Annotated in this window: 25 protein-coding genes and 1 pseudogene; 19 read left to right on the top strand and 7 right to left on the bottom strand. The window is 46.0% G+C overall.

The annotated features are described in order from the left end of the window. The first annotated feature begins 4 nt into the window (after window positions 1–4). The 7 genes from walK to ACKPBX_RS06205 all read left to right on the top strand — a co-directional run bounded on the left by walK (window position 5) and on the right by ACKPBX_RS06205 (window position 10,350). A complete protein-coding gene (gene walK, locus ACKPBX_RS06235) occupies window positions 5–1,852 on the top strand; it encodes a cell wall metabolism sensor histidine kinase WalK (protein WP_319996322.1) in 1,848 nt (615 codons plus the stop codon). Further along, on the top strand, window positions 1,849–3,165 hold the full coding sequence (locus ACKPBX_RS06230; protein ID WP_319996321.1) for a YycH family regulatory protein: 1,317 nt from the start codon (window positions 1,849–1,851) through the stop codon (window positions 3,163–3,165). The genes walK and ACKPBX_RS06230 overlap by 4 nt, the downstream gene beginning before the upstream one ends. Further along, window positions 3,155–4,066: a two-component system regulatory protein YycI gene (locus ACKPBX_RS06225; RefSeq protein ID WP_319996320.1), complete on the top strand. Its 912-nt coding sequence runs from the start codon at window positions 3,155–3,157 to the stop codon at window positions 4,064–4,066. Before ACKPBX_RS06230 ends, ACKPBX_RS06225 begins: the two co-directional genes overlap by 11 nt. A gap of 144 nt (window positions 4,067–4,210) precedes the next feature. Beyond that, window positions 4,211–6,076, top strand: a complete 1,866-nt coding sequence (locus ACKPBX_RS06220) for a DUF2207 domain-containing protein (protein ID WP_140185569.1) — start codon at window positions 4,211–4,213, stop codon at window positions 6,074–6,076. A 123-nt stretch (window positions 6,077–6,199) separates the two neighbouring features. Beyond that, window positions 6,200–7,729 (top strand): pyruvate kinase, encoded by a 1,530-nt coding sequence (locus ACKPBX_RS06215; RefSeq protein ID WP_319996319.1) that lies wholly within the window; start codon window positions 6,200–6,202, stop codon window positions 7,727–7,729. 148 nt (window positions 7,730–7,877) lie between these two features. Beyond that, window positions 7,878–8,666: an MBL fold metallo-hydrolase gene (locus tag ACKPBX_RS06210; RefSeq protein WP_306416430.1), complete on the top strand. Its 789-nt coding sequence runs from the start codon at window positions 7,878–7,880 to the stop codon at window positions 8,664–8,666. A gap of 406 nt (window positions 8,667–9,072) precedes the next feature. Further along, window positions 9,073–10,350, top strand: coding sequence for a S1C family serine protease (locus tag ACKPBX_RS06205; protein WP_407702589.1), 1,278 nt, complete (start codon window positions 9,073–9,075; stop codon window positions 10,348–10,350). A gap of 598 nt (window positions 10,351–10,948) precedes the next feature. On the opposite strand, the gene ACKPBX_RS06200 is transcribed toward ACKPBX_RS06205, so the two are convergent. Together ACKPBX_RS06200 and ACKPBX_RS06195 are read right to left on the bottom strand one after the other, a co-directional pair. Then, window positions 10,949–11,617, bottom strand: coding sequence for a potassium channel family protein (locus ACKPBX_RS06200; RefSeq protein ID WP_086628951.1), 669 nt, complete (start codon window positions 11,615–11,617; stop codon window positions 10,949–10,951). A gap of 24 nt (window positions 11,618–11,641) precedes the next feature. After that, window positions 11,642–13,021 (bottom strand): TrkH family potassium uptake protein, encoded by a 1,380-nt coding sequence (locus ACKPBX_RS06195; protein WP_319996317.1) that lies wholly within the window; start codon window positions 13,019–13,021, stop codon window positions 11,642–11,644. Between the two features lie 323 nt (window positions 13,022–13,344). Between ACKPBX_RS06195 and rlmH the strand changes: the two genes are divergently transcribed. Next, window positions 13,345–13,824: a 23S rRNA (pseudouridine(1915)-N(3))-methyltransferase RlmH gene (rlmH, locus tag ACKPBX_RS06190; RefSeq protein ID WP_319468006.1), complete on the top strand. Its 480-nt coding sequence runs from the start codon at window positions 13,345–13,347 to the stop codon at window positions 13,822–13,824. A 215-nt stretch (window positions 13,825–14,039) separates the two neighbouring features. Here the strand turns inward: rlmH and ACKPBX_RS06185 are convergent, their stop codons facing one another. Together ACKPBX_RS06185 and ACKPBX_RS06180 are read right to left on the bottom strand one after the other, a co-directional pair. Then, window positions 14,040–14,663 (bottom strand): EcsC family protein, encoded by a 624-nt coding sequence (locus tag ACKPBX_RS06185; protein ID WP_319996316.1) that lies wholly within the window; start codon window positions 14,661–14,663, stop codon window positions 14,040–14,042. 499 nt (window positions 14,664–15,162) lie between these two features. After that, window positions 15,163–16,587, bottom strand: coding sequence for an IS5 family transposase (locus ACKPBX_RS06180; RefSeq protein ID WP_319996315.1), 1,425 nt, complete (start codon window positions 16,585–16,587; stop codon window positions 15,163–15,165). Between the two features lie 164 nt (window positions 16,588–16,751). Here ACKPBX_RS06180 and ACKPBX_RS06175 point away from each other — a divergent pair, with 164 nt between their 5' ends. The 6 genes from ACKPBX_RS06175 to ACKPBX_RS06150 all read left to right on the top strand — a co-directional run bounded on the left by ACKPBX_RS06175 (window position 16,752) and on the right by ACKPBX_RS06150 (window position 18,872). Beyond that, window positions 16,752–17,000: a Mor transcription activator family protein gene (locus ACKPBX_RS06175; protein ID WP_319996314.1), complete on the top strand. Its 249-nt coding sequence runs from the start codon at window positions 16,752–16,754 to the stop codon at window positions 16,998–17,000. A 23-nt stretch (window positions 17,001–17,023) separates the two neighbouring features. Then, complete coding sequence (locus tag ACKPBX_RS06170; RefSeq protein WP_319996313.1) at window positions 17,024–17,377, top strand: hypothetical protein; 354 nt, start codon at window positions 17,024–17,026, stop codon at window positions 17,375–17,377. Window positions 17,378–17,393: 16 nt separating this feature from the next. After that, on the top strand, window positions 17,394–17,561 hold the full coding sequence (locus ACKPBX_RS06165) for a hypothetical protein (RefSeq protein ID WP_319996312.1): 168 nt from the start codon (window positions 17,394–17,396) through the stop codon (window positions 17,559–17,561). Between the two features lie 89 nt (window positions 17,562–17,650). Beyond that, window positions 17,651–17,956: a DUF960 domain-containing protein gene (locus tag ACKPBX_RS06160; RefSeq protein ID WP_319996311.1), complete on the top strand. Its 306-nt coding sequence runs from the start codon at window positions 17,651–17,653 to the stop codon at window positions 17,954–17,956. A gap of 16 nt (window positions 17,957–17,972) precedes the next feature. After that, entirely contained in the window at window positions 17,973–18,473 is a 501-nt protein-coding gene (locus ACKPBX_RS06155; protein WP_319996310.1) for a JAB domain-containing protein, read from the top strand. Between the two features lie 111 nt (window positions 18,474–18,584). Further along, entirely contained in the window at window positions 18,585–18,872 is a 288-nt protein-coding gene (locus tag ACKPBX_RS06150) for a hypothetical protein (protein WP_319996309.1), read from the top strand. A 232-nt stretch (window positions 18,873–19,104) separates the two neighbouring features. Here the strand turns inward: ACKPBX_RS06150 and ACKPBX_RS06145 are convergent, their stop codons facing one another. Continuing rightward, on the bottom strand, window positions 19,105–19,665 hold the full coding sequence (locus ACKPBX_RS06145; protein ID WP_068560325.1) for a TetR/AcrR family transcriptional regulator: 561 nt from the start codon (window positions 19,663–19,665) through the stop codon (window positions 19,105–19,107). 185 nt (window positions 19,666–19,850) lie between these two features. Here ACKPBX_RS06145 and ACKPBX_RS06140 point away from each other — a divergent pair, with 185 nt between their 5' ends. The 3 genes from ACKPBX_RS06140 to ACKPBX_RS06130 are packed head-to-tail and all read left to right on the top strand — an operon-like array spanning window position 19,851 to window position 23,182. Beyond that, window positions 19,851–20,789, top strand: coding sequence for an ABC transporter ATP-binding protein (locus ACKPBX_RS06140; protein WP_319996308.1), 939 nt, complete (start codon window positions 19,851–19,853; stop codon window positions 20,787–20,789). After that, window positions 20,776–21,669, top strand: coding sequence for an ABC transporter ATP-binding protein (locus ACKPBX_RS06135; protein WP_068560331.1), 894 nt, complete (start codon window positions 20,776–20,778; stop codon window positions 21,667–21,669). Before ACKPBX_RS06140 ends, ACKPBX_RS06135 begins: the two co-directional genes overlap by 14 nt. A 1-nt stretch (window position 21,670) precedes the next feature. Further along, the gene (locus ACKPBX_RS06130) at window positions 21,671–23,182 is read left to right on the top strand and encodes an ABC transporter permease (RefSeq protein ID WP_068621762.1); all 1,512 of its coding nucleotides are present in this window, start codon (window positions 21,671–21,673) and stop codon (window positions 23,180–23,182) included. 563 nt (window positions 23,183–23,745) lie between these two features. Here the strand turns inward: ACKPBX_RS06130 and ACKPBX_RS06125 are convergent. Then, on the bottom strand, window positions 23,746–24,300 hold the full coding sequence (locus ACKPBX_RS06125) for a methyltransferase domain-containing protein (protein ID WP_319996307.1): 555 nt from the start codon (window positions 24,298–24,300) through the stop codon (window positions 23,746–23,748). 105 nt (window positions 24,301–24,405) lie between these two features. On the opposite strand from ACKPBX_RS06125, the gene ACKPBX_RS06120 reads away from it, so the two are divergent. Further along, window positions 24,406–24,546 carry a TetR/AcrR family transcriptional regulator gene (locus tag ACKPBX_RS06120; protein WP_319996306.1) on the top strand — a complete coding sequence of 47 codons (141 nt, stop codon included), beginning with the start codon at window positions 24,406–24,408 and terminating at the stop codon, window positions 24,544–24,546. A gap of 71 nt (window positions 24,547–24,617) precedes the next feature. Beyond that, a pseudogene (locus tag ACKPBX_RS06115) lies at window positions 24,618–25,658 on the top strand (IS630 family transposase). Window positions 25,659–26,049: 391 nt separating this feature from the next. Here ACKPBX_RS06115 and ACKPBX_RS06110 read toward each other — a convergent pair. Further along, window positions 26,050–26,646 (bottom strand): hypothetical protein, encoded by a 597-nt coding sequence (locus ACKPBX_RS06110; protein WP_147413855.1) that lies wholly within the window; start codon window positions 26,644–26,646, stop codon window positions 26,050–26,052. Window positions 26,647–26,650 lie beyond the last annotated feature (4 nt).

Here is a 26,650-nt window from a genome sequence, read left to right as displayed (position 1 = left end):
ATATATGAACAAAAAGATACGTTTGGTTCACTCCATTCATTTCAAGATACCGATGCTGTTCATTCTCCTCTTGTTGGTATCCCTGCAACTGATCGGAGCTTATTTTATCCGTGAACTGGAAACGAAAATGATCAGCAACTTCGATAGCCAGATGACCCTGAATGCGGGCTTTCTGGAGAAAACGCTGCAGCCGATCCTGATGGCCGATGATACGGAAAAATTGGAGGAGTCGGTACAGACCATCCTCAGCGATTTTACGGGCGCCAATATCCTGGAAACGCAGGTTTTGGATGAGCAGGGTTATATTCTCGGAATCAATGACCAAACGCTGCAGTCTTTGATCGGAACGAAGTCGACCGATCGGGATGTCCAACAAGTCATTCTTCTGGATGCACCCTCGTCCTATCAATATGTGAAGGAAGACACGAACAGTCGCGTGCTGAAGAACATCAGTCCGATCTATTCGACGGACAATACCGGTACCCTTATCGGGGTGTTGGTGATGGAATCGAATATCGAATCGGTCTATTCGCAGATGAGCCAGACGGTGAGCATTTTTCTGAATGCTTCGGTTGTGGCGATCATCATTACAATTGTGCTGGCTGTGATCATCTCCCGCGGCATCACGCGTCCCATTTCCGAGATGCGCCGGCAGACAGCCAACATTGCCGATGGGGATTATTCCGGCAAAGTGACCGTCTATGGGGCGGATGAATTGGGCGAATTGGCTGAGACCATCAATGATCTGTCCTATAAAGTCAAGGACGCCCAGGAAACGACGGAATCGGAGCGCCAAAGGTTGGACAGTGTCCTGCGGCACATGACGGATGGCGTATTGGCCACCGATCGCCGCGGCAAAATCATCATCATCAACAGTAGGGCGATGGATCTGCTCTCGATTTCACAAGACAAAGCGATCGGGCAATCAATCATGAAGATTCTGAAGCTGGGCGAAAAATTCACTTTCCGCCAGTTGTTGGAGACGCAGGATGAATTGATCCTGAACATCCCGACAGAAGATCAGGATACGATCCTGCGCGGAGAATTTTCCGTCATCCAGCGGGAATCCGGCTTCATCAGCGGATTGGTCTGCGTGCTTTCCGACATCACGGAGCAGGAAAAAGTCGAACAGGAACGCCGCAGCTTCGTTTCCAATGTGTCCCATGAATTGCGGACACCGTTGACGAGCGTCAAAAGTTATACGGAGTCGCTGATCGACGGCGCTTGGGAAGATAAGGACATCGCCCCGGAATTCCTGAAGGTCATCTCCACCGAGACCGATCGGATGATCCGGATGATTACCGATCTGCTGAACTTGTCGCGGATGGACCAAGGCAAACAGGAATTGAACCTGGAGTTCGTCAGTATCAATGAGCTGGTCTCACACATCATCGACCGCTTCGAAGTGGTGTTGAAATCGGAACAGTACCGCAACAAAAAATATAAGGTCGAGCGGGACTTTACGCAGCGGACGCTGTGGGTCGAAATCGATCAGGATAAATTTATCCAAGTGATCGACAACATCATGAACAATGCCATCAAATATTCTCCGGACGGCGGGAAAATCACCTGCAGACTGATGGAAACGCATAACAGTGTCGTCATCAGCATCACGGATGAAGGCTTGGGCATTCCGCGCAAGGACATCGGCCATGTCTTTGACCGGTTCTATCGGGTCGACAAGGCGCGTGCCCGCTCGATGGGCGGCACCGGGCTGGGATTGGCGATTTCCAAAGAGGTCGTCCAATTGCACGGCGGTAAAATCTGGGTGACCAGTGTGGAAAATAAAGGGTCCACTTTCTTTATTTCCTTGCCTTACATTCCGATGGACGAGGAGGATGAGTGGGGATGAGACAAAAAGAATCACCGATGCTGAGCGCATTATTATACACGTTGGTCGCAATCAGCCTGTTCCTGACTGTCAGGATCCTTTCCACTCCGAGTGCGATCGGTTTAGGCCAGAATTCGACGACATCGGTGTCAGCTAACTTGACCAACACGAAAAAAATAGAGGATGTCTTTGCGCCGGTCAGGATGATCGTCCATACGGATAAGCGCACCTACTTGACGCAAATGCCGGAAATCATGAAAAAGGTGAATGACCTGTTGGGCGAGAGTTTGCTTGATGGAATCGAAGCTGTCTCGACCTACACGCAAGAGGAGTTTGACGCGCTAATCCTTTCCCCTACGCAGGTGGAGATCCGCTTTGCCGAGGAGGTTCCGCTGGAGTTGCTTTCGCGTTATTTCACGAATCTCGAGGAGGACTACTACGATGCTCGGATCGACCGGATCATCTTCAATTCGAAGGAGGAAGATCCGATCTATCTGCTGAATGATGAGACAAAGCAAGTGTTCACCGCAGCGCGGCCGGATAATCTGCTGCAGCCGTTGGTGGACCTTTACGAAGGACAAAAGGATGGGTATATGGAAGTGGAATCGTATGAATCCGAATCAGCCATCTCCTACCTTCCGAAAGAGGCAATCACGATTCAAAAATTGGTCTATCTGGTGGAAAAGCCATCGAACAGCTATTTCATCGATCTGCTTTTCAATGACACAACCGACCTGAAGGATAACGGAAACGATGAATTCGTGAGTTACAGTGATAACATTTCCGAATTGAGCATCGAGAAGGCAACCGGGCAGTTGAGCTATTACCGGAACATCCTTGATCCCGAAGAGCTGCCTGATTACCGCCTGATACGCGACAGTTTCCATGAAATCAAAATGTTGGACAATTGGACGAATCCTTTTTACTTCTATGGGTTTGATGAGGAAACGGACAATGTGTACTACCGCAGATACGTGAACGGCTACCCGATTTTCGGGGAAGTCGATTACGGCCTGACGCGGATCCATATGTCCGGATCCTCTTTGACGGAACTGCAATTCCTGACGCAAGTCATCCAGACACCGTTGACGGATCGCGGAGAGGATGTCACCTTGTTGAGCGGGAAAGATCTTTTGGCCGCGCTGGATTCCGGTGGCTACAGCAGCCAGGAGATTCAGATGATCGCCTTGGGGTATGATTGGACCTTCAGTGAAGAATCCAACCGGCTCGTCAATCTGACGCCGAAATGGTTCATTCAGATCGACGGAGTCTGGAATTCGTTGGACCGATGGATCGGCGCAACGGAAACGGAGGCGGCTGACAGTGGACTTTAGACGTATCAAAATCATTTTTATCCTCACCTTCGCAGCCTTGAACATCTATCTGCTCAGTGTGCTGTTGGAAAAAAACGCGACAACCTTGAGCTTCGGCAGCGAGAGCACCACGCTGAACATCGAAGAGGCGATGAGAGCTGATGACATCGCGTTTCCGACTCTGGCGACCAATCAGGAAAAGATCCCTTTGCTGAAGACGGATAAAGGCGCCTCGCTGGAAGCCGATCAGTCAAAGCTCGTGAATCAGACGACTGTCTTTGAAGATGGGGTTTTGTCCAGCATCCTGTCCAATCCGATCCCGCTTGAGATCGATGCGGAAGATTTGACGATTGTCGACAGAACGCCGATTACGGATTTCATCTTGCAAGGCAATGTACTTTACGGAGCTGAATACAGTTTCCTTACGTATTTGCCGCTCAAGAGACAACTTGTGTATGCACAAGTTGCAAACAATATCCCCATTGGCGACGATACGGGCAGCATCACGTTCAACTTGGATCCCGATTATGAGGTCATTTCCTATGAACAGACTTTTGCGGGTGCGGCTGAAGTACAAGGCAGCAGCAGGGCCGTGATTTCGCAGAAGCGGGCTGTCGAAGCGCTGTACCTCAACAACCAGATCCCCGCGAATTCCACAGTGCGGACGGTGCAGTTGACGTATTACCGCACGTTGAGTCTGTCGGATATGGATATCTATAGCCCAATGTGGTACATCGAGATCAAAATCGAAAACGCGCCTGTGGAAATCAGACGGGTGGACGCCTTGACCGGCAGCATCATCACAACGTCCAGTGTGTCGCTTCCGTCAGTCGAAGCGCAAATCCAGGCCAAGACAGCCACCAGCAGTGCTTTGCTGCTGGTGGAAGAGGAGTCTTCGGAAACAGACAACGCAGTGGATTGAAGCGGAAATTGGGTTTCAGATAAAGTTAAAAAAGGAAGGACCTCCGAAATGAGGTTCTTCCTTTTTTAACTTGGTTAAGTTTGTTAAAATGGGGGTATCAGAAGCGAGAAGCTTGATGGAGGGTATTGGAAGGGGAAGGTAACAATGAAACGGATAGGCTCGATTGTGCTGTTCATGTTCTTTTTTTTGATCGGATTTGGACAGAAGGAAGTCCAGGCCCGTTCCTATGAAATTACGAATTATGATGTGTTGGTCGAAATACAGCGGGATGGTAGCGCTTTTTTCACCGAGAGCATCACTTACGATTTTGAAGGGGAATTCAACGGGGTGCTGTACGATTTGGATATTTCAGAGGTAACGGATCCGACAGACGTCAAAGTTTCGATGCAAGGCTATCTGTCGGAAAATCCCTTCCCTTTTGCTTTGAGCGATACGGAGGAATCGGGGACGTTCAAACTGGAAAACACCGGCGATTTCCTGAACTTCACCGTCTACAACAAAATGACCGATGAGATCCAGACGGTCATCTATCAATACCGCATCCCCGAAATCGTCACGAATTACAACGATATCGCTGAGTTCAACCGCAAAGTCATCGGTTCTGCCTGGGAGGATCCGTTGAACGATGTGGACGTCACCGTTCTCTTGCCGGAAGCAACGGGGGAAGAGGAATTGCGCGCTTGGGGCCATGGTGGCGATGAAAACAGCACAGTGACGCTGCAAGACAATCAAAAAGTCCTGCTGTATGTCCCGCAGAATCCGGCCAATCAGTTCGTGGAGGCCCATGTGATCTTCCCGACCAGCATCACCGCAGACAATTCGAATGTGGTGAACGAGGATAAATTTGATGAAATATTGGCGCAGGAAGCCGCATTGGCTGAAGAGGAGCAACGCAATGCATGGCTTTTCGGAATTCTAAGCGCGGTCTTAGCTGTAATCGCTCCGGTTCTGCCGATTCTGGTGTTCTTGTGGGTAAGGAAAGCAAGGCGAAAAGAGATTCCGCAGGAAATCCATCTGCCGGATCATATCTACGAATTGCCTGAGGACATGACTCCTGCCGTCATGAATGGTGCTGTCTTCACCGGAAATGTGCAGGCTGCCGACATTTCGGCGACTATCCTGGATCTGGTGCGGAAAGGCTATCTGACGATTCTGCCGGTACAGATTCCCCAAAAAGGGATTTTCGGGCGGGAAAAAGCGCCGGAAGACTCCTTCCGCCTGACGCAGATCAAGGACACAAAAAATGCCCCGCTCCTGAGCCATGAAAAGCTGCTTTTGGATTGGTTCATCAGCGATGTCGGGGATGGGGAAAGCGTCACGCTCGATGATATCGAGAACATCGCCGACAATTCGGCTGAAGCCAAACGCTTCAATGAGAATCGGGTCAAATGGCAAGAGCGCGTAATGGATGTAGCCTCGCCGAAACGCCAGAACTATCGTTCGAAGGACAACAAAAAAGCTGTAGCCTTCGCCGCCCTGGCTTTGGTCGCAAACATTTTCCTTTTGTTCGCTGTCGTGTTCTTCGGTATCATGAGCGGAAACTTTACCGCTTGGGCGATTGTCCTCGCAGTTTTGGGTGCGGCTTTCAGTTTCATCCAGCTTATGGCAGTGGCTGTCAAGCCGATCATGACTGCCGAAGGGGAACGGACGAAACAGGAATGGGCAGGCTTCCGCAATATGCTGAAGGACGTGGGTGATTTCCCGATGCGCGAAGTCGGATCCATCGCTTTATGGGATCATTTCCTGGTCTATGCCGTTTCGCTGGGAGTGGCCGACAAGGTAATGAAGCAGATGCAGGTCGAGTTCCCGGTGAATGAGATCCAGGCTTCAGCTTTCGGCAGCTATTACTATATGAACAACGCCATCTTCCTGTCGTCGCTGAACAACAGCATCAACACAGGCGTGACCAAATCGATGCCGACTTCCTCGAACAGCAGCGGCTTCGGCGGCGGTTTCGGTGGGGGTTCATCCGGCGGTTCGGGTGGCGGTTCCGGCGGCGGGGCGTTCTGACGAGCGCCGTCCATACTTTCGAAAACACCCTATTCTGAAGCAGAGCAGGGTGTTTTTGTTTCAGATACCAAGCTATTTTCCAGAAGACAATCCTTCGTTTTATAAATGATGAAAGGTCAGGGTGTGAATAAAGTGAAAGAGAAAGAACGGAATGAATTGCAGGCGTTATATGAGGAGATGCGGGCGCTCCGTCAGGCTGTCCATGAGGAAGGCAATGCCCTTTATGCGGAATGGAAGCCGGGCATTTCCCGGGCTTCCTTCCAGCTCAGCGGCAAAAACCTGGCCTACTATCTGGCGTTGCGGCGCAGGGATATCCGACCGTTGCAGGGACGTCTGTCCAAATGGGGCTTATCCTCACTGGGACGAACGGAATCGAAAGTGCTGCAACAACTGGATGCGATTGTCCGCAACTTGGCGCTGATGTCAGGCGAAATCAAGCAATTGGAAGACTATCCTAAGACAAGCGAGAAATTCCCGGGCCGGAAAAAACTGGCTACCGAGGCGAACGCCTTGATGGGTGATGCTCCGAACCACCGGGCGACCCGGATCATGGTCACCCTCCCGGAACAGGCCGCAGAGGATAAAGACTTCCTTGTCCGCCTGCTGGAGCGCGGCATGGATATCGCCCGCATCAACTGCGCCCATGACGACAGTGTTGTCTGGCTGAAGATGGTCGAAAACCTGAAGGAAGCCCAAAAAACTGCCGGAAAAAGTTGCCGCATCTATTTTGACATCGCCGGGCCGAAGATCCGGGTGGATGCCGTCAGCAGCGAAAAGGTTAAACCGCGCCTCAAGGTCGGGGACTTTTTCTTCTTGACGGCGGATGCTTCCTTTAATGATCTGAAACAATATCCGATCATTGTGTTCAGCGAAAGCCTGAACCTCTTTGATGAGCTAAAGATCGACAGTCCGGTCATTTTGGATGATGGCGTCCTGGAAGGGCGTGTTGTAGAGCAAAAACCGCAAGGCGTCGTCGTGCAGGTAGGGAAAGTGGCCAAGGCTAAAGGGATCAGAGTGAAGCCGCAGAAAGGGCTCAATTTCCCGGAATCGACTTTTAAGATGCCGATCCTGACCGAAAAGGATCTGGAAGACCTGTTGGTTGCAGTGAAGGAAGCCGATATCCTGGGTTTCTCTTTTGTCCGCGGAAGCAAGGACATCTTGGCCATCCAAAAAACTTTGGCGGAGCAGGTCGGAGGTGAAGCGGCTGCAGCCATCCCGCTTGTGATCAAAATCGAAACGGTGGAAGCCGTGAATCATCTGCCGGAACTGATTGTTGCAGCTGCCAGCAAAAATCCTCTGGCGATCATGATTGCCCGCGGGGACTTGGCTGCCGAGGCCGGTTTCCTTAGGCTTTCGGAACTGCAGGAGGAAATACTTTGGATCTGCGAGGCTGCTCACATTCCTGTCATCTGGAGCACGCAGGTACTCGAGAACATGGTGAAGAACGGCGTGCCGACGCGGGCGGAGATGTCGGATGCGACGATGGCCGGACAAGCGGAGTGCGTCATGTTGAATAAGGGCGATTTCGTGGAAGATGGGATCACCTTGTTGGATGCGATCCTGGTGCAGAGCCAACAGAACCGATCGAAGAAGACAGCCCAGCTGCGTGCGCTCAAAATCGCCAAGAAGGCTTGGCGCAAAACAAAAAAATAAGCGGATTTCGGCTTGGCCTCCCCATGCAGTGCCGAAGATTAACTTTTCCTAACATGGAGAAAAATTACTGGCATTTCCCAAAAAATAAGTTACACTTATGGGTGTATTGGAGGGGCTAATTTTGATCGAAACAATAGAAAAAGAGGGTATGCATGTCAGCTATCTGGCGAGCGGCAGTTCCGGCAACTGCACCTATATCGAGACACCCAAACGGAAAATATTGGTGGACTGCGGACTGAGCGGCAAGAAAATCGCCGGATTGATGGCGAAAATCGACCGCAACCTTGCGGATGTGGACACGATCCTCGTCACGCATGAACACCGCGATCACGTGCACGGATTGGGCGTCCTGGCGCGCAAGTACCACATGGATCTGTATGCGAACGAAGCGACCTGGAAGGCGATGGACCACATCATCGGCAACGTCAAGACCGAGCAGAAGCACATCTTCGAGATGGGCCAGGTGCTGACCTTGGGCGATGTCGACATCCAAAGCTTCGGCGTTTCCCATGATGCTGCCGAGCCGCAGTTCTACTCCTTCCATCATGAAGGCAAGCAAATGGTCATGTTGACCGATACCGGCTATGTCAGCGATCGCTTACGTGGCCTTTTGCGGGATGCGGATGCGTACCTTATCGAAAGCAACCACGATCTGGAATTGCTGCGCATGGGCGGGTATCCATGGTCACTCAAGCAGCGTATTTTGGGGGATGAAGGCCATCTTTCCAATGAAGATGGGGCTGCCGCCATCGCCGAAATGCTGGGCGACCGGACGAAGCGCATCTATCTCGGGCATTTGAGCAAGGACAACAACATCAAGACCTTGGCACACCATACGGCCGAAAGCATCTTGATGCAAAAAGGCATGGGCGTCAATGAAGATTTTTTTGTATATGATACCGATCCGGACGAGCCGACCGAACTTTTCAGAGTTTAGTCGACAGGCGGGATTGCAAGCACAGGAGGGGTGGATCGAGTGATTCCGCTCCTTTTTGCATACGCGGATATGATACAATAAGCTCACCGAGAATCCATTTTCCGAAATATTCTCTTACTATCTTCATAATATATTCAAAATAAGGAACTATACTGATCTTGTAGAACGACAAGGAGGAATCATCATGGACAGGGACGAAGAAAATAAAAAAAATCCGATCGATCAAGAAGTATACAATGAAACGGAAACTGAAATTGAATCGACTGTCACCGACGCTTCATCTGCTGATCACATGCAAGAAGACTTATCCGAAGCAACAGAAATAGAAGCCGAATACACTGAGGTCGAAGAAACGGCCAGCGAAGAAGAGTCGGTTGTGGAACCAACCGCAAGCACAAGGCCGACGATGAACAAAGAGGAACGCGCGCGCGTATACAACAGCGTAAGTGAAACCGAAGAAATCTCGAGGCGCCCGAAAGACCGCAAAAATTCGCCGATCAGGAACGGCATCGTCGGCGGATTGATAGGCGGCGGTATGGTCGCCCTGATCGGAGCGGGTTTGCTCTTCGGTTCAGGCATCCTCGGCAACGGATCCGGGACAGGCGATACCGGAAACCCCACCGTAAACGAAACCGTGACGGATGTCGCCGTCAATGTGACGACCGATACGACTGCCGCTGTGGAGAAGGTGCAGGATGCGGTTGTTTCCATCATCAATATGCAGGCAGGCAACACGAACATGTTCGGCTTCGACTTGCCGCAGAACTCTTCCGATACCACAAACGGAACTTTGGAGACATCGAGTGAGGGCAGCGGTGTCATCTATAAGATCGAAGATGACCTTGCCTATATCGTGACGAACAACCATGTCATCGACGGGGCGGATGAGCTGGAGATCCTGATGAAGGACGGCACCAAAGAAGTGGCGACTGTCGTCGGCAGTGATGTATGGACCGATTTGGCCGTCTTGACGATCCCTGCAACAAGTGTCACCGCCGTGGCTTCCTTCGGTGATTCGGACGCCGTGAATGTCGGTGAACCTGCCATCGCAATCGGCTCTCCGCTTGGAACCGAGTTTGCGACTTCGGTCACGCAAGGCATCATTTCAGCCAAAAACCGTTCCGTATCCACAGATGTGGATGGGGACAGCATCGTCGACTGGGATGTGACGGCGCTGCAGACGGATGCTGCTATCAACCCGGGTAATTCCGGCGGCGCCCTGATCAATATCGCCGGTCAGGTCATCGGCATCAACTCGATGAAGATATCCGATTCGAATGTTGAGGGGATGGGCTTCGCGATCCCGAGTAATGACGTCCTGACCATCATTAATGAACTGGAACAAAACGGCGAAATCATCCGACCAATCCTGGGCGTATCCATGCTGGATCTCTCCCAGATCTCCGCGTCCCAACAAAGTTCGGTACTGACTCTGCCTGAGGATGTGACGGCAGGCGTCGTCATCGCCGAGGTCCAGTCTTTATCCGCAGCCGAATTGGGCGGATTGGAACAATACGACGTCATCACGGAAATGAACGGCGAAGCGGTAACGAGCATCGTCGACTTGCGCAAAATCCTGTATGCACTGGAAGTGGGAACCGATGTGGAAATCTCCTACTACCGTGCCGGCACGCTGCAGTCAACGACCGTGACCCTGACTGAAGGACAGACTTCAGCCGAATAAGCTGAAAAGATAAATGAATGTAATGTTGAACACCCCGCATGGCTGCTCTTGAGAGCAGCTGCGCGGGGTGTTTTGGATTTGTGATCTGTAGTTGTTGGTGACAGGAGGCTAGGAAGGGGATTGGATCCGGAAAGAGCAGAAATCCACATGAGTGTGGATAATTTCTGTGGAAAAAAAGTTTTTGTGTGCAAAACGCGTAAATGATGATGGGAGCGGTGCTTTCTGAAAATGGGAGTTATCCACAGAAAACGGATAAACCTGTGCATAAAAATGTGCCTACATGTGAAAAGTAGTGATTAATCGTTGGTGAATAAGGAATTTTTAACGATTCGCTTGCTCAACAGGGCATGTGCATAACTGTGCTGGTAGGAGGATAATTCGTTTTAAGGATAATCAAGATGATGTGTCCAAAAATATTGCTACCACTAGATAACGGGGGAACGTGTGTACATGTGCATAACTTTTGTGGATAAGGTGTGAGTTGGGTGTGTGAAGTGGGTATAACCAAAGCCGAAATCCAAAACCTATGTACCAAAAAGCTGATTCCGATCATAAAACCAAAAAAAACAGCATCCCGAAAACGGGATGCTGTGATAAATCAAGTCAGTTGGTTCAAATAGTCATAACGTTCAAAAACATCAGATTCAGTGATGCCCACAAGCACGATATCTTTGTCCACAATATAATCGCCCGAGAAGGATACGTTCAGGTGCTCACCGCGGTGTTTGCGGAGGCCGATGATGTTGATGTCGTACTTGTTGCGCAGGTCCAAATCACCCAATGTTCTGCCCACCCATTTGGCTGGAGGATAGAATTCGATGATGGAAGTCTGGTCATCCAAGTTCACCACATCTTCAATGTTTGTACGGAGGATGTTTTTGGCGACGCGCATCCCGGTTTCTTTTTCAGGCAGGATGACAGTGTCGGCACCGATAGCCTCCAAAACCTCACGATAATTTTTGTTTTTGGCTTTTGCGATGATATGCTTGATGCCAAGTTTTTTGCAGTTCATGACGGCCAGCACGCTTGCTTCCAATACGGTACCGGTAGCGATCACGACCACATCGCAGTCGGCAAGTCCGATCGATTCCAACAAGGCGAGATCGGTTACGTCCCCGATGATGCCTTTTGTGATGAAGGGTTCCAGACGGTTCACGTTCTCAGGATCCTTGTCGACAGCGATAACATCCGAATCGAATTCACTCAATGTTTTTGCGATCGTCGATCCGAAAATACCAAGCCCCAAAATTCCAACCAATTTACTCATATGTAGATACGCTCCTCTTTGCTATTATCCGATTAGGATAGTTCCTTTAGAAAATTCAACATCATGGACTTTCTGCGTGCGTCTGACTAGGCTGTCCAACATTGTGATCGGTCCGATACGCCCTGCGAACATCAGTACCATAATCACGGATTGGCTCAATTCCCCTAGAGTAGGGGTAAGATTGGCGCTGACGCCCACCGTCGCAAGCGCAGAGACTGCTTCAAAAAGAATGTAAATGAAATCCACTTCAGGATTCAGGATACTCAATACGCTTGTACCGAGAATCAAAGTTGCCAGCAGCGCCATAAAGATGACGAAAGCCTGACGGACTTGCTGGCGACTGATTGTATGGTTCGCGATATTCACATTGCTCTGTCCGCGCAACTCGTTGTAGAGTGTCAGGAAGATGATTGCGAATGTCGTAGTTTTCAGACCGCCCGCGGTACCCCCTGGAGAACCACCGACAAACATGGTCAACACAAACCAGAAGAGTGTAAAAGGATAAACGGTCGTATAGTCGATTGTCGCGAAACCGGCTGTACGCATGGTGACGGTCTGGAAATAACCGGCCATAAGTTTTTGCGGGAAGGTGAATGTTCCGATTGAGTTCGGGTTATTGTATTCAACCGCAACAAAGAAGACAAGACCAACAAGGATGAGCACAAGCGATACGCTGACAGCAAGGCGGCTATGCAACGACAGGCCACGGAAAAAGACTTTCAAGCTAGGTCTGCATTTTTTGGCAAAATAGCATTTTACGCTTTTCGATACGTCGAACCAGACCGAAAAGCCGATACCGCCCAAAATGATAAGCGAAGTGATGACATAGTTCACCAATGGGTCATGGACATAATCCACGAGGCTGACATTTCCCATTGGATCGAATCCGGCATTACAAAATGCTGAAATCGCCAAGAACAGGGAAGTAAAAAGACCAAGCGGCCAACCCATTTCCGGCACAAAGCGGATCGAAAGCAAAACGAAACCGGTCAATTCGATGACAGCGGTATATTTCAGGATATCCGAAAGGTATTCCCTGAATCCACGCGCATCACCACGGTTGATCCCTTCCTGTACGGCCAAACGGTTCCGAAGACCAATCCTGCCTTTCAGGCGCGTAATGACGGAAGCAATCAGGGTCATCAATCCCAAGCCACCGATCTGCATCAAGGCCATCCCGACGACCTGTCCGAAGATAGTGTACGAGTCGTGTACAGATTCGGTGAACAGGCCGGTCACACAAACCATCGATATAGCAGTGAATAGGTTGTCGAAATAGGTTGCATTCGAAGTGGGTAGCTGACTGATCGGCAGCGTAAGTAAAATCGATCCGGTAAAGATGACAAAGGCAAAGCTCGTTGCGATCTTTTGCGAAACAGACCAACTCGAAAATTTCTTTAACACAATGGTTCCAATTCTCCTCTCAAATAGCATGCGGATAGGATTTGTTACTTCATTATAAGACTATCGCATGATTAAGCAACTCAAAAGCATAAATGTATCTTAAATCATTTACGGAAAAAAGCAACTGGTTTTCATGCCTTTTTCAGACAAAAATTGCACTTTCCTTCATATTATAATAAGACTGTACAACCAGTTTGGTTAATAATAAGATAAACAGAAAATCATAGATATATTTCTGTCAAAAAGCCGTTAAAAAAAGACGGTTGCGAAATCGCACTTGTTCCCATAGGATAGTAGTTGAGAAGAAAAAGGAGCGAAAAGCAATGAACATAAAAATCATTACGGTGGGAAAACTGAAGGAGAAATATCTGAAGGAGGGCATCGCCGAATACACAAAGCGGCTCGGCAGCTACTGCAAGCTGCAGATCATCGAAGTCGGGGACGAAAAAGCGCCCGAAAACCTGAGCGATAAAGAGATGGAAATGATCAAGGACAAAGAGGGCGAAAAAATCCTCGCCAAAATCCCGGAACAGAGCTACGTCTTCGCGATGGCGATCCAGGGCAAACAGTACGATTCGGTGGAATTCGCCAACGAAATCGACAAACTCGGCACCTCCGGCAAAAGCGACATCGTCTTCATCATCGGCGGCTCGCTCGGCCTCAGCCAAGCCGTCCTGTCCCGCGCCAACCAACACATCTCCTTCGGCAAACTGACCTACCCGCACCAACTCATGCGCCTCGTGCTCGTCGAACAGATCTACAGAGCGTTCCGGATTATCCATGGGCATGCTTATCATAAATGAGGTCATTTTTTTGATGGGAATGGCGTTGTAACGGCATTCCTTAGTGAGCTACAGAAATGACTTGAAAAGAGAGTAGAACCGAAAAAGCGGCAATCCTGTAGTGTGACAGGATTGCCGCTTTGTTTTTGCCTTCCGGATCTACTAATGCTGCAAAAACCTAGGTAAGTTTGAATGTGGATACAGAAAAAACTGGATTAAATAAGTGGTGAATCCAATTAAACGAATAATTTTTGAGCTTGGTTTCCAATGATTTTGGTGCCAACACCATCTACAGATCCCCCAATAACACCGCCAACGACAGGAACCAGTTTACCTAAATTAATGACTCCTTTTTCACCAAATTTAGTAACAAGCCTAAATGCAACTTTTTGGTTGATTTTAGTGAGAGTCGCTCCGGGTACTTTTTTGATTAGTTGAACTGTCAGTTTGGTTCCAACTGTGATTCCAGACTGTTTCAGTATATCTGATGCAGCTTGCCCTGTAAGACAGATGAATACAAAAGTTTGGACTTGATCATCTTTCAAATCGTAGCCTCTCATATACGCTATGGCAGCAATCATCCGCATTTGAACGTAGAGTACAGATGCAATATTTACTGGAACTGCGACAGGTAGTGTGACGATACCTCCTAAACCCGTAACAAAGCCACTTGTGGAACTTTTTGCCGTTTGCCATTTGATAAGACTGTGAATTGCTTCGTCAGTAGAACTGAACCTTTTCATATAACTTTTTGCGAGACTCTCAGAACTCAAATCACCTGGAATACCATTTAGTGCCTTCTCATAAGCCCAGCCTAATGCTTGTGTCATCTTCTCTGTCGTCAGCTCATTCTTTGACATAGAATCCCGCCTTTTTCAGAATTACAAAATAAGTACCTATAATAATTTTAATTATAACATAAACTCTTTAGGCTTTGATGAAGTGCTCTACACAAGGATGTATTTCCCATGAATCACTGATAAATAAGTAGTCCAAGATTCCGTACATGAATCTTGGACTTTCTTTGTGCCTGAAAATGAAAACCCGATATAAGTGCATAGCATTTGACCACTCAGAACCGCATCTGCATAGAGTAACAACTTAGTTTTGAAATATATATTATCATCTTGAACGTTTGCTTGAATAAAAAATAGGAAAGGTGAGTGATTCGATTGTAGCATGGACAAATGAGGGCTGATCTTCATGATTTGGAATATGAATAGTCACTTCAAAGGCTTATTTTTTGAAAAATACAGTAATAACGACAAGCAGTATGCAATGAAAGGTTCATTACTAATGGTTTTTAAAGTTTGTTACAATATTTACATAATGCCTGCTGAATAAATCCCTATTTTTAGCTTACGGCTTCATTAGAGGTTCAATTCTAGGGGAGCTCATCCATTGGATGAAAGTCAAAAAAATGCGCAATGAAACCTTGGACAGGTTCATTGTAAGGATGGATAAAGCAATCACACAGAGACTGGTCTCTTCAAGGCGTGTTCGAATAAGCCTGAGCCCGAACTTTCTTTTCGCCAGGCTGAAGCCTCTCTCGACCTCTACTCGATCGCAGTTGTCGCTGTATTCTTGTTTTTTGTCAATCTTCTGATCCTTCTTGGGCCTGCCGAGCGACGGGCCGGATAATCGGATTCCGAGTTCTTTGCAGTAGCTTAAGTTTGTGCGATTTCGGTATATTTTATCCGCCAAAACTCGTTCAGGATACACTCCCATCCGTTCTTTGTAGCGTTCCACCGCAACTATGAGGCATTCGCTCTCGTTGTAGGCATCGAAAGAAATTTTCTCGATTCGGGCGTACCCATTGGTTATGCTCATGTCCAGTTTGGCTCCGAACTCCACCGGGTTCTTGGCTTTTCCGCGGACAATCGGGCGGATAAATGGCTGGCTGATACTGACGATGCGATCCTGCACTTTGTGCGTCCTACTTGTGTGCATGTAGAGCTGCTGTTCATACAATTTCCGCAAAGTTCCCAACAGGTCGACTTGCTTCGCTCTTAGCGTATAACCTTGCTCCATAAATGCGTCGATGTATCCTAAATCCCGCCGGATGTAGTTCAGTTGCTTGCCGATGGCTTTGCGAATTTGTTTGCCGCTTTTCTTTTTCTTGCGTGCGATGTTGAGATAATCCCTTCGGGCTATTTTCCGATAGGTACGCGGTTTGGAAAGGTGGTTTGCTTCGCAGATTTCGTCGATGATGCCTTCCAACTTTTCCCGACATTCGTTCAACAGTTCCGTGTCTTGCGGGAACTTGATTTCTGAAGGCGCGCAAGTGGCATCTAGAATGAGCGTCCCTTCATTCTTAGATCCCGATGCATCATTGTCATCACTATTGTCATTATCGTCAGCTTGGGAATCATCTGCTCCATCCTCTATAGGTTTGAGGATCAATTCATTGATTTCAATCAGAATTTCGGAGGAGAGACGTTTGCGGAAGTGCACCATCGAAGAAGCATCGAACGGCTTTTCATCCTTATAGGAAGGTAGTCCGACAAAGTACTGCAGATAGGGATTTTCGCGAATCTGATTGACGACTTCGGTATCTGCATACTGAAATTCACTTTGAATAATCAAGGCACCTAGTGCCATCCTTACCGGTTTGGCGATGTTGCCTCTGTCACTGCTGAACAGAGCAGCGTACTTATCTTCAATGACTGACCAGGGAATCGAATCTGCTTTTTTGACCCAACGGTTTTCTGGGTTCATCGTAAGGCCCAATGGCTGATCGAAGTCATAAATGGTTAATTGCCGATTCGTCTGCTTTTTGTACATTTTCATCGCCTCTTTGTATCATTTTTGAAAAAAGTGCACGGGTTTTTGGTATTTCCCTCTGGAATCCATGCATCTATTATACCAAAAAACAGCTAAAAACGCTGTTGCGATAAGGTTTGTTAATTATTCAGTAGACATTACATATATTACTGATAGGAGCCGCTATGGATATTGATTATAATGTACTGCATCCATTCTACAAAACGCTGTATGATCTAGTTGGTGAGGAAAATATGCTCAAGATTTACGATGAATATCGAGGCATGCAAATTTCAGTGCCGATGAAGCTGTACGATCGAAATCTTGCAGCAGAAAAAATCCGGCAAGAGTATGATGGCACTAATTTGACTGAGCTGACAAAGCGCTATGGCTATTCACAACGATGGGGTTCAAATTTAATAAAAGATAAATAATTTCTTTTGAGGGAGTGATGTGTTTGGCGACATTTTTTGGTTTTTGCGTGTTAGGGTTTGTTCTGTATCTATTCCATAAAAAAGTAGGTGAGGAACAGGATAATTCAGGCGATGGATACATAATCGCTGCGATTAGAATACTCATCAGCTTTCTAATCGAGGCTATAAAATCCCTCGTTAGCTCTGGAATAGAAAAAGGCAGAGAAAATGAAGAAAAAATACAACAGAAATATGAAACAAGCTCAAGAAAAAGTGATGAAGAAATCATTCGTGAACTTAAGCGGAAAAAGCAGGAAGATTCCTTCACTATAGCTGACAAAGGCCTGATTCAAGTAGCGAAAGAACGCGGCATCATTAAGGACAAAGAAATCAACTAGGAAAGAAGGAATGGGAATGGGTCCAAATAAAAAAGTTGAATATATGTGTAGTTATTGCGGAACAAAGCAAATTAAGCCTGCTACGGCAGGGCGTCCCCTACCTGGAAGTTGTCGCGCGAAAGCGAAAAGTAAAGATGGCAAGATGAAGCCGCATTCATGGGTGAAAAATAGAGTGATTGGATAATTACAACTAAACGAAAGATAGAAAAGACTAAGCGACTGTGCTTGGTCTTTTTCTTTTTGCCTAAAACGATGATGAGAGAAGGATAAAACATGTTCAAATCAAAGAATAACCGCTACGCCACTAGAGGTATCAATGAAGCAGTGCCTCAAGAAACGCAATTCTTTTTGTGGTCCCTGATCGATGATCAAGTGCAGAACGGGAATGAGATGGATTACTTTCAGCAATTTGAGTTAAAGGCCACTGAGGATGGTCAGCATGTTGTGCATAGCCAAGAAGAACCTAAATGGAGCCAGGAGACACTTCTGAAGGTGCCCAATGATTGCTGCATCACTAAAACCATCTGGGTGATCGACAACGAAGACTACCAAACGATGCTTTTTCCAGAAGACTATTAAAAAGGGGAGTTTTGAAATGAAAAACCAATACACCAATCAATCAAAACAACATACAGATGATGAATTAGCTAATACAGCAGCCAAACGTGTGGACATTGTGAAAATTCAGATGGTGAAAGACAAATCCTTACTGTACAAGTACCGTGCCATCAGCTGCCCGAACGATGCCTACCAATTGATGCGCCAGTTTTTGGGGGATGTCGATCGGGAATACCTGATCGTGCTGTGTTTGAATACTAAAAATGAGCCTACAAACATTAATTGCTGTCACATCGGTAGCATCAACTCATCCATTGCGCATCCACGCGAAATATTTAAGACTGCTATACTCTCCAATTCAGCCCGCATCATGGTTGGTCACACGCACCCAAGCGGGAACCCTGAACCATCTGAAGCGGATCTTGTGATGACAGCAAGATTGACTGAAGCAGGTGAAATCTTGGGCATCGATGTGCTGGACCACATCATATTAGGCGATGATGATTTCGTTTCACTTAAAACGGGCGGATACATGTAAAAAGTGGTCGGGGATAAAAATTCCGATAGATACAATCTGGTTTTTTTAAAGACACTGTGTGCCGTTTTGGGGTCCAGCGTGTCTGATGGCAAGCAAAAAGGAGGATAACGAATGGACAAATTACAGTATGTAATGGATCTGATGCACAGGGATTTCGGTTGTTCCACAAACAGTGCTGACTACGCTACTGAAAGCATTTTGCTGTTCAGAAATGAGCTGGATAGGAATCTTTTGCCGGATTTTTTCGATGAAATCAATATCGAAAAGGAAGTTCTCGTACATTACTACGCCGTCGACGAATATATTGTATACATCATTACTGATGCAACTAACAGAGAATGGAAGCTACTGGGTGTGCTCAAAGACAATAAGCTTACTTTTCATAAAGCGTTTGTTTAAAGGAGGAGAAGACGACGGGCTTTCCGCTTTTTTTTACCTTCCAATTAACCTACGGAACTAAGACGCTAATCCTGTAAGAAAGGGTTAGCATCTTAGTTTTTTAAGCTTATCGCGTTCGTAACTTAAGAAATTTGCTATTCCTTACGGGTCTGTCATAGTCTTTTAGAATAGTTACAAAATGAGGAATAATCTGCAGTGGGAACAAGCCATTTACGCAAAATTGTTAATGCTGTCAACGAAGTCTATCCAGTGTTTGCGTATAGAGTTCAATAACCTCTTTACGACTAATTTGACTTTTCTTATCTTTGTACCAAAAAACAGATTGAATCGTGATGCCCATAATAATCTGTCCTTTATAACTTAGTTGCAGAGGCAGTTCCTTGTCAGTGTCCTCTTTTTTTACGTAATTGTTTAACATACTCTTTCCGTATTCCCGTACACTTTCAAGTTCAAAGATGCTGTTCCCATTCGTTTGAATACTGAAAATGAGGTGTAAGAGATTGTCGAATTGATCCAAAAGCTGCTCGAAAACAACAATGAAAAAATCAACACCTTCATCGTTTGACTTTTGAATGGCAAAATCAAATATTTTATTCATCTTGTGTTTAATGAAAAAAGTTATGAAGTCATATTTATCCAAGAAATGCTTGTAGAAAGTGGGGCGACGAATCATGGCAGCATCACATATTTCGGTTACGGATATACTCTCAAATTCTTTTTCTAGTAGTAAGCGTTCAAATGCTTCAACTAGGGCTTTATACGTCTTTTGAACCCTTAAATCTAATTGCTCCATCCTGGGTTTCCTCCTTAAGGAAAACTATCAATTATCAAAAGAATGTAAGTTAAGTATCAAATACCAATTATATGTATCTTGTTCTGCTTTTCGATATTAGTATAATAGAAATTGTAACAAATGTAAATAAAGAAACGAATGTAATTTATCTTACATAAGCAAATTAAAAGAAAGGCAGTGACACTATGTCAGTTATCGAAGTAAGACACGTAACCAAAGATTATGGGCATGGACGGGGAATATTCGATGTTTCCTTTGAGATAGCAGAAGGAGAAGTCTTTGGCTTTCTTGGGCCTAACGGTGCCGGGAAGACCACTACTATCCGCCACTTGATGGGATTTTCCAAGCCTCAAGAAGGGGAACTATATATCAATGGTAAAGACTGTTGGAAATCAGCAGCTATCATTAAACATGATGTTGGGTACTTACCTGGAGAGTTGGCCTTTCCGAAGGGGATGACCGGAGAGGGCTTTATCAAATTCATGGCTGAAGAAAGACAAATCAGCGATATGTCCCGAACAGATTATCTGAAGGAAATGTTTGAATTGGATTCAGCAATGGAAATTGAAGCAATGAGTCTTGGCTCTAAACGAAAGCTGGCATTAGTGACAGCCTTCATGCATAATCCCAAGGTATTAATTCTGGATGAGCCAACCTCAGGATTGGACCCGGTCATGCAAGAACGTTTCATTCAATTTATTTTGGAAGAAAAAAAAGAAGGAAAGACCATTCTGCTCTCTAGCCACATCTTCAGTGAAGTGGATGCAACGTGTGACCGGATTGCCATCATCAAGGATGGAGTGGTTGTCTCAACTATTGAAGCAGCCAAACTTAAACATAATACAAACAAAACTTTCAAAATAGAGTTTGCGACAGAAAAAGATTACCAACAGTTCCTAGCCCGAACGAAATTTAAAATTCCGGTCGAACGGCCCGATCAGAATCAAGTTAAGTTAAATCTGACAGATGAGACGATGCAACGGTTGTTTACTGAACTAAGTGAAGTAAGTATTCGTTTTATCTCAGAAATTAAATTTACACTGGAAGATTACTTTATGGACTTCTATGATCGTAAGAAATCTATAGCAGCCGGAGAGGAGAACCTAGAACATGGCGTACATTGAAATTAAGCATCTGACAAAGGACTATGGAAAGAAACGCGGTATTTTCGATATGTCATTAGAAGTTGAAAAAGGTGAGATATATGGTTTTGTTGGTGTAAACGGTGCAGGCAAGACCACGACGATCCGACACATGATGGGCTTTTTAACACCGGATGAAGGAACGGTCACCATTAATGGGCTTGATGCGAACAAAAGTAGTGCAGAGGTAAAGCGCTATGTATCGTATATACCTGGTGAAATTAATTTTCCAGGTAATTCGACCGGAGAGGATTTTATCAAAAATCAGATTTATTTATCAGGTCGAGGTGATTGGGAATATGCAGAGAATGTTATTGACCAGCTCCAATTAGACGCGAAAGCGAATGTCCGAGCCATGAGCAAAGGAATGAAGCAGAAAACCGCTATCGTCTCAGCTTTTGCCTCTGATGCCGATATTTTGATAATGGACGAGCCAACGACAGGACTGGATCCTTTGATGCGGGATATCTTTATCGAGCTATTGAAAGAAGAAAAAGCCAAAGGGAAAACCATTTTTATGTCCAGTCATATTTTCCAAGAAGTGGAAGAGGTCTGTGACCGCGTCGCAATCATTCGTGATGGGATGATCATTGATGTGATTGATATGAAGGACATCCGCTATAACAAGATGAAAACTTATAAAATGGAGTTTAAATCGATTGAAGATTTCGAGCACTTCCGCAGTCTCGGTTATGACCTACATCGGGTTAAGGTGGACGACCTGCAATTAAACATCATGATTCATGATCAAGATATTAATCGTTTGATCCAAGATTTAAAGAATTTTAACTTAGTGTATTTCAAGGAAATTAAAGTCACATTCGAAGATTATGTCACGCAAGTGTTCAAGGGGGAAAAATAACATGTTCTCAAAACCAATTTTTAAGCAAAGTATTCAAGCCAATTGGAAGCTCTGGGTTATTATTACTTTCGTTGCAGCGATGATCCTATCGGCCTTTACGGTAACTTTTGATGCAGAAGGCTTTGCGGCAATCGCATCTGCTGCTGAAGGGACAAGATTTTCTAATATCTTATCAACGATGACAAGCTTATTGGGAAGTCTGGAAAACTTCTATAAACTGATTGCCGTTATCCTGGGAATTGTCTACGTCGTGTTCACCGCAAACAACCTGGTGGTTAATGAAGTGGATTCTGGCTCAATGGCCTATACCTTATCCACTCCGATTAAACGGTCCAGTGTTATTTTTACTAAATCGATCTTTTTGGTCCTTTCCATTGTTTTGATGTATGGAATCATTGGATCCACCGGTCTGGTTGCAGCCCAACTTAAGTATCAAAACGTCACCGGCTATACCATTACCGATGATGTGCGGGCAGCCGCTGAGGCATTGAATCAAGATGAGGGCTATATATCCGAGCGTATGTATCTAATTTTGGAAAACGATCATGCCATGCGGGAAGCAGCTGCAGTCAGAAATATGGATACCGAAGCCTATACGATCTATCTTGAGAGTGTCATCAATGACCGCTCCTATGAGGAAGCCGCAGCAGTCATCACCGATGAACGCTGGGATATCTACAAAGATGATGAAGACATGGAAGACGAAGATATTGAAATCACTGCGGAGGAATTGGCCGCCGACCCCACCATGCTTCTGTTAAGTAACGATGCCCTTGTTACTGGCGCAAAAGTAACAGGCTTGTCAGTGAATGAATACCAACAATTTATCAATAATGAAATAGTTTCACTTGAACAGGAAACTGAAGTCGCCGTTAAAGAGGAAAAAACACCAAATGAAGAGGGTACAGAAGCGACTGCACAACCGGCTACACAACCGACTGTCATGGTATCCGAAGATAATGCCGATATCTTAATGCAATTAGTGATTGAGTCTTCAGCGAAAGCTTTGAATATGGAGACTGATCAAGTTGCGGATAAGATTGCCTTGATTAAAGATCCAGTGGCACTAGAAGCGGCGATGGTAGCAACGGATTTAACCGAGCAACAAATCATTACAATGGCTAATAATGGCATGGTCAGCTCTGCCAAAGCGGTCGATGAAGCGTTGGAATTTGATGCTGAAGCGTATATTTGGTTAAGTGTCGGACTTTTGTTGTTGATATTGGCTCTTAGTTCGATTTCCTTTTTTGCATCAACGCTATTCAACCGTACAGGTTTAGCTTTAGCTATTGGTGGCGGAATTCCATTTACATTCTTTATTATTACCATGGTACAACAATTGATGGATACATCAGAAAATCTCGAGTATCTGACTATAACGACTCTATTTGATACTGAAGCAATTCTAACAGGTGGAGATTTTGGTTGGGGATTGGTGGCTTTAGGAGGCATTACCTTCGTCTTGTATGCAGCCTCTAATGTCATTTTTACCAAGAAAGATTTGCCACTATAGAAAGACTGGTCATGTACATAATTATGAAAATAAAATCAAGTTATTAAGTATGAGATTAAATGAATGCAGAGATATTTTGAGTATTCAGAGCATTATTCGTGAAGTGGTTCGGGGCTGCCTTTTGGAGCACGCCTGCGAAGCAAACATTCGTATATATCAGAGAGGCTGGGACGTTTGTCCCAGCCTCTTGGCTATTTAATGATTGTTATCCCAGTCATCGATTTATAGCAGTAGTCATAAAAAATACAAATTTCGGTAAAGTTTTGAGTAACAGATCATTTTTGTATTGGTATGAACTATTCAGGGATAAATAGATAGTTTTAAATATATTTTGCTAATATAGAAACAATAAAAAAGAGTGCTTTTATGATAATTGGTCAACTACTCACGTCGGAAGGAACAAGAGCGGGGTGGCGCTACTCCGAGAACATAAAAAAAGGCCCTAGAAAATGTAATGTGTCCGTACATTCTCTAGGAATTTTCACTTTATTTTTTTCTAACAGAACAACCGTGAACACGAAATAATTGTTCACCTAGATATTTGGGTCTTCTACGTTGGCCATTTACTTCTTTCCGACATAAATTCCATAACCAAAATATTTAAATGCAGCGAAAATATTGCGGGGCATACTAAGTGTCTTCCTGGCCCATCGCCTGCACTCCGGGCTTGTGAACAGCAATCTCACAAATCTGTACCAGGCACCAAAATACTCCCTGAGTTCCAGCCCCCTGAATTCGTAGCCCCACTGTTCCAAAGCCCGCACCTTATAGCTCTTCATTGTAACTTCTTTCAACCCCGTTCTTTTCCATATGCCATGCCATTCATCCGGAGTCAAGAAAACAGCTCCCAACACGTCGAAGATATACTTGGCCAAACTAGACGGGGGCGTCTTGATCCAAGAGCATTCATTGAATCCGACATAGCCCTGCGATTTCGTCACCCGCACTAGCTCACTTAAGGCACGTGACTTATCCTCAATGAAGGCCAGTACGGATTCCCCAATTACAGCATCGAAAGTGGATTCTTCAAAGGGCAGTTCCAGCGCATCCGCTATTTGAAACGCGACTTTCTCCTCTAGGCCTTCTTCAATCGCCCTTTCCCTCGCCTGTTCCACCATCTATCTGATTTCTGCTTTTTTTATATTTCGGGCTACCTTGAAAAAAATAGTCAACGATCTATACTTATATTAATAGACTAACCGATTTGGTCAATGGGAGGAAGTATGAATAATAAATTTTATCAGTTAGAATCACAAAAGCAGATGGATATAATTAATGCAGGCATTGAATATTTTGCAAGATTTGAATACAAAAAAGCATCTACAGAAGATATAGCGAAAAGCGCGGGGACACCCAATATATAAATTGAGTTAAATTGTATTCGTTTTTCCTCCTATAGGCGTATACTAAAGAAAACACTTGAGGAGTGGGGAACATGGAAACAGAACGCCAAATCCGTGAATTGGAAAAAGCGATGAATACGACAGACAACCGCCGGTTGTACGAGCGTTTCCTGGCAGTCAAGTTGGTTCTTGAAGGCCACACCCGGAAAGAAGCCGGGCACACCATCGGCCGCGACGAGCATACTGTCAGCCACTATGTGAAAAATTACTGCCATAATGGAATCCAAGGTTTAGTCTCCAAAAAACAAAGCGGACGACCTTCACGGCTGACAGATGAACAGGAAGCGGGACTGGTCCAAATCGTCGCCTACCACACTCCGGAGGAAGTAGGTTTCAAATCCCGTGCCAATTGGACATTGGCGATTGTGTGTGACCTGATTCTCCGGGAATGGAGTTATGGATATACGCAAAAAGGCGTGGCGGACCTCCTTCACCGGCTAGGACTAAGCTGGACCCGTCCGACGTATACCCTCAAAAAAGCGGATTCCAAGAAACAACAGGTATTTTTGGAAGAAACCTTCCCGAGCCTAAAAAAAAATTGCTGAATAGCGATATTGACCACCTCCTATTCGAGGACGAAACCATGATCCGGGATTACCAAGCCATTGGCTGCACCTGGTTTCTCCGCGGCCACCAGCGGAAAATCCCCACTTACGGACAACACAAAGGGGTGAAATTGATCGGCACCTTGGATTATGAAACCGGTCGGATCATTTGTACGGAAGAAGGGGCATACGACGCAGCGGCCTTCCTCCGTTTTTTGGAGCGGACGTTGCGGGAATACCCCACCGGAAAAATCGTGATGGTATTGGATAATGCCCGTATCCACCACGCCAAGCTGATCCAGCCTTTTCTTAAAGAAAACGCTGGATCAGCTTGGCACTCATCTTCCTCCCTCCCTACAGCCCTCAGTTGAACCTAATGGAAGGCGTATGGAAGTGGCTCAAGGAATCGGTCATCAACAATGTTTTTTTGACCACGTCCAGAAAATCAAACAGGCGGTCCGCGGTTTCTTAGCCGATGTAAACGAGCGTCCCCTTGAGGTGATTGACCGACTGTGCGTGCGGATGTAAAGTATTTAATTCAACCTATATATAATAATTTTAATTATAACATAAACTTCCGGTTGTTTATAAAGCGCTATCAGCATCAAGTAGAATTGGCTCTTACGCAAATTTGGTGGAGAGTACTTGAATCCTTTTCGCAGTATAATAAAAGTAATAAAAGTAATAAAAGTGAAAAGGGGGCGTTTGTGATGAAATTGGGATTATGGTCATCTCCCGAAGATGCTTTTTTGGAATTTGTTTATGCTAACGAAAGTGTGTCCCATAGGAAGATTTTATTATTGAATTGTACTTTGATGGAGTCATCTAATATAGAGAAGATTATAACGAAAAAAAACAAGCTATTCAAACGCACCATGCATTTTGATAGCTTGTTTTTTTCATGTCTCCTTTTATTCCATTATTGTGCCGACAGCATATACGCATCGGTTATCAGCGTGGCTTCGGTCATGTAGATGTCCATCAGTTTCCCTGCCCATACTTCGTATTCCTCGTAGACGCCGGAGCCACTCTTGAAGTAAACGTTGGCCATCTCGCCGACTCCATCATTTGAAATTTTCGCCAGTTCACCAATCTTATCGTTCGACAGTTGGGCCAACCCTTCCAGCCCACCCGTGTTGGAAGGGTATTCCGCGTTGTACTCCTCTGTCAAGCGGAGCGCGGCTTCCTGCATCAGGACCGTGTACTCATCCAAGATAGCCTGGTATTGCTCGTCGGGCGTCAGGGTAGCGATGGCCGGAGCGGCCGCCTCAACCGGTTTGGTCGATTCTACGGATTCTATGGATTCGGCAGCCTCGGCTGGCTTGGAAACTACTTGCTCCGTAGCTACGGCCGGGTTCGCAGTTTCCGGAGTGGCCTCATCCTCGCCTCCCATGGTGCTTAAGGTATACAAAAGAAACAGGATGACCCAGAACCATACCTTCTTGTAAAAGGGTTTCTTCAGCTTTGCCCACTTCACCTCGTTGCCTTGCTCGTCAAATAATCTCTTCTTTGCCATGTGT

Origin of the sequence: Trichococcus shcherbakoviae, from assembly GCF_963666195.1 — a bacterium.
Taxonomy (GTDB): domain Bacteria; phylum Bacillota; class Bacilli; order Lactobacillales; family Aerococcaceae; genus Trichococcus; species Trichococcus shcherbakoviae.
This window is presented reverse-complemented; position numbering and strand designations above follow the sequence as displayed.

Coding starts and splice junctions, on each gene's coding strand:
- ACKPBX_RS06180 (WP_319996315.1), bottom strand. CDS start 16,587: ATGTACAAAAAGCAGACGAATCGGCAATTAACCATTTATGACTTCGAT.
- ACKPBX_RS06140 (WP_319996308.1), top strand. CDS start 19,851: ATGTCAGTTATCGAAGTAAGACACGTAACCAAAGATTATGGGCATGGA.
- ACKPBX_RS06200 (WP_086628951.1), bottom strand. CDS start 11,617: ATGAGTAAATTGGTTGGAATTTTGGGGCTTGGTATTTTCGGATCGACG.
- ACKPBX_RS06160 (WP_319996311.1), top strand. CDS start 17,651: ATGTTCAAATCAAAGAATAACCGCTACGCCACTAGAGGTATCAATGAA.
- ACKPBX_RS06175 (WP_319996314.1), top strand. CDS start 16,752: ATGGATATTGATTATAATGTACTGCATCCATTCTACAAAACGCTGTAT.
- ACKPBX_RS06165 (WP_319996312.1), top strand. CDS start 17,394: ATGGGTCCAAATAAAAAAGTTGAATATATGTGTAGTTATTGCGGAACA.
- ACKPBX_RS06110 (WP_147413855.1), bottom strand. CDS start 26,646: ATGGCAAAGAAGAGATTATTTGACGAGCAAGGCAACGAGGTGAAGTGG.
- ACKPBX_RS06125 (WP_319996307.1), bottom strand. CDS start 24,300: ATGGTGGAACAGGCGAGGGAAAGGGCGATTGAAGAAGGCCTAGAGGAG.
- ACKPBX_RS06205 (WP_407702589.1), top strand. CDS start 9,073: ATGAACAAAGAGGAACGCGCGCGCGTATACAACAGCGTAAGTGAAACC.
- ACKPBX_RS06155 (WP_319996310.1), top strand. CDS start 17,973: ATGAAAAACCAATACACCAATCAATCAAAACAACATACAGATGATGAA.
- rlmH (WP_319468006.1), top strand. CDS start 13,345: ATGAACATAAAAATCATTACGGTGGGAAAACTGAAGGAGAAATATCTG.
- ACKPBX_RS06185 (WP_319996316.1), bottom strand. CDS start 14,663: ATGTCAAAGAATGAGCTGACGACAGAGAAGATGACACAAGCATTAGGC.
- ACKPBX_RS06135 (WP_068560331.1), top strand. CDS start 20,776: ATGGCGTACATTGAAATTAAGCATCTGACAAAGGACTATGGAAAGAAA.
- ACKPBX_RS06130 (WP_068621762.1), top strand. CDS start 21,671: ATGTTCTCAAAACCAATTTTTAAGCAAAGTATTCAAGCCAATTGGAAG.
- ACKPBX_RS06150 (WP_319996309.1), top strand. CDS start 18,585: ATGGACAAATTACAGTATGTAATGGATCTGATGCACAGGGATTTCGGT.
- ACKPBX_RS06230 (WP_319996321.1), top strand. CDS start 1,849: ATGAGACAAAAAGAATCACCGATGCTGAGCGCATTATTATACACGTTG.
- ACKPBX_RS06220 (WP_140185569.1), top strand. CDS start 4,211: ATGAAACGGATAGGCTCGATTGTGCTGTTCATGTTCTTTTTTTTGATC.
- ACKPBX_RS06120 (WP_319996306.1), top strand. CDS start 24,406: ATGAATAATAAATTTTATCAGTTAGAATCACAAAAGCAGATGGATATA.
- walK (WP_319996322.1), top strand. CDS start 5: ATGAACAAAAAGATACGTTTGGTTCACTCCATTCATTTCAAGATACCG.
- ACKPBX_RS06210 (WP_306416430.1), top strand. CDS start 7,878: ATGCATGTCAGCTATCTGGCGAGCGGCAGTTCCGGCAACTGCACCTAT.
- ACKPBX_RS06145 (WP_068560325.1), bottom strand. CDS start 19,665: ATGGAGCAATTAGATTTAAGGGTTCAAAAGACGTATAAAGCCCTAGTT.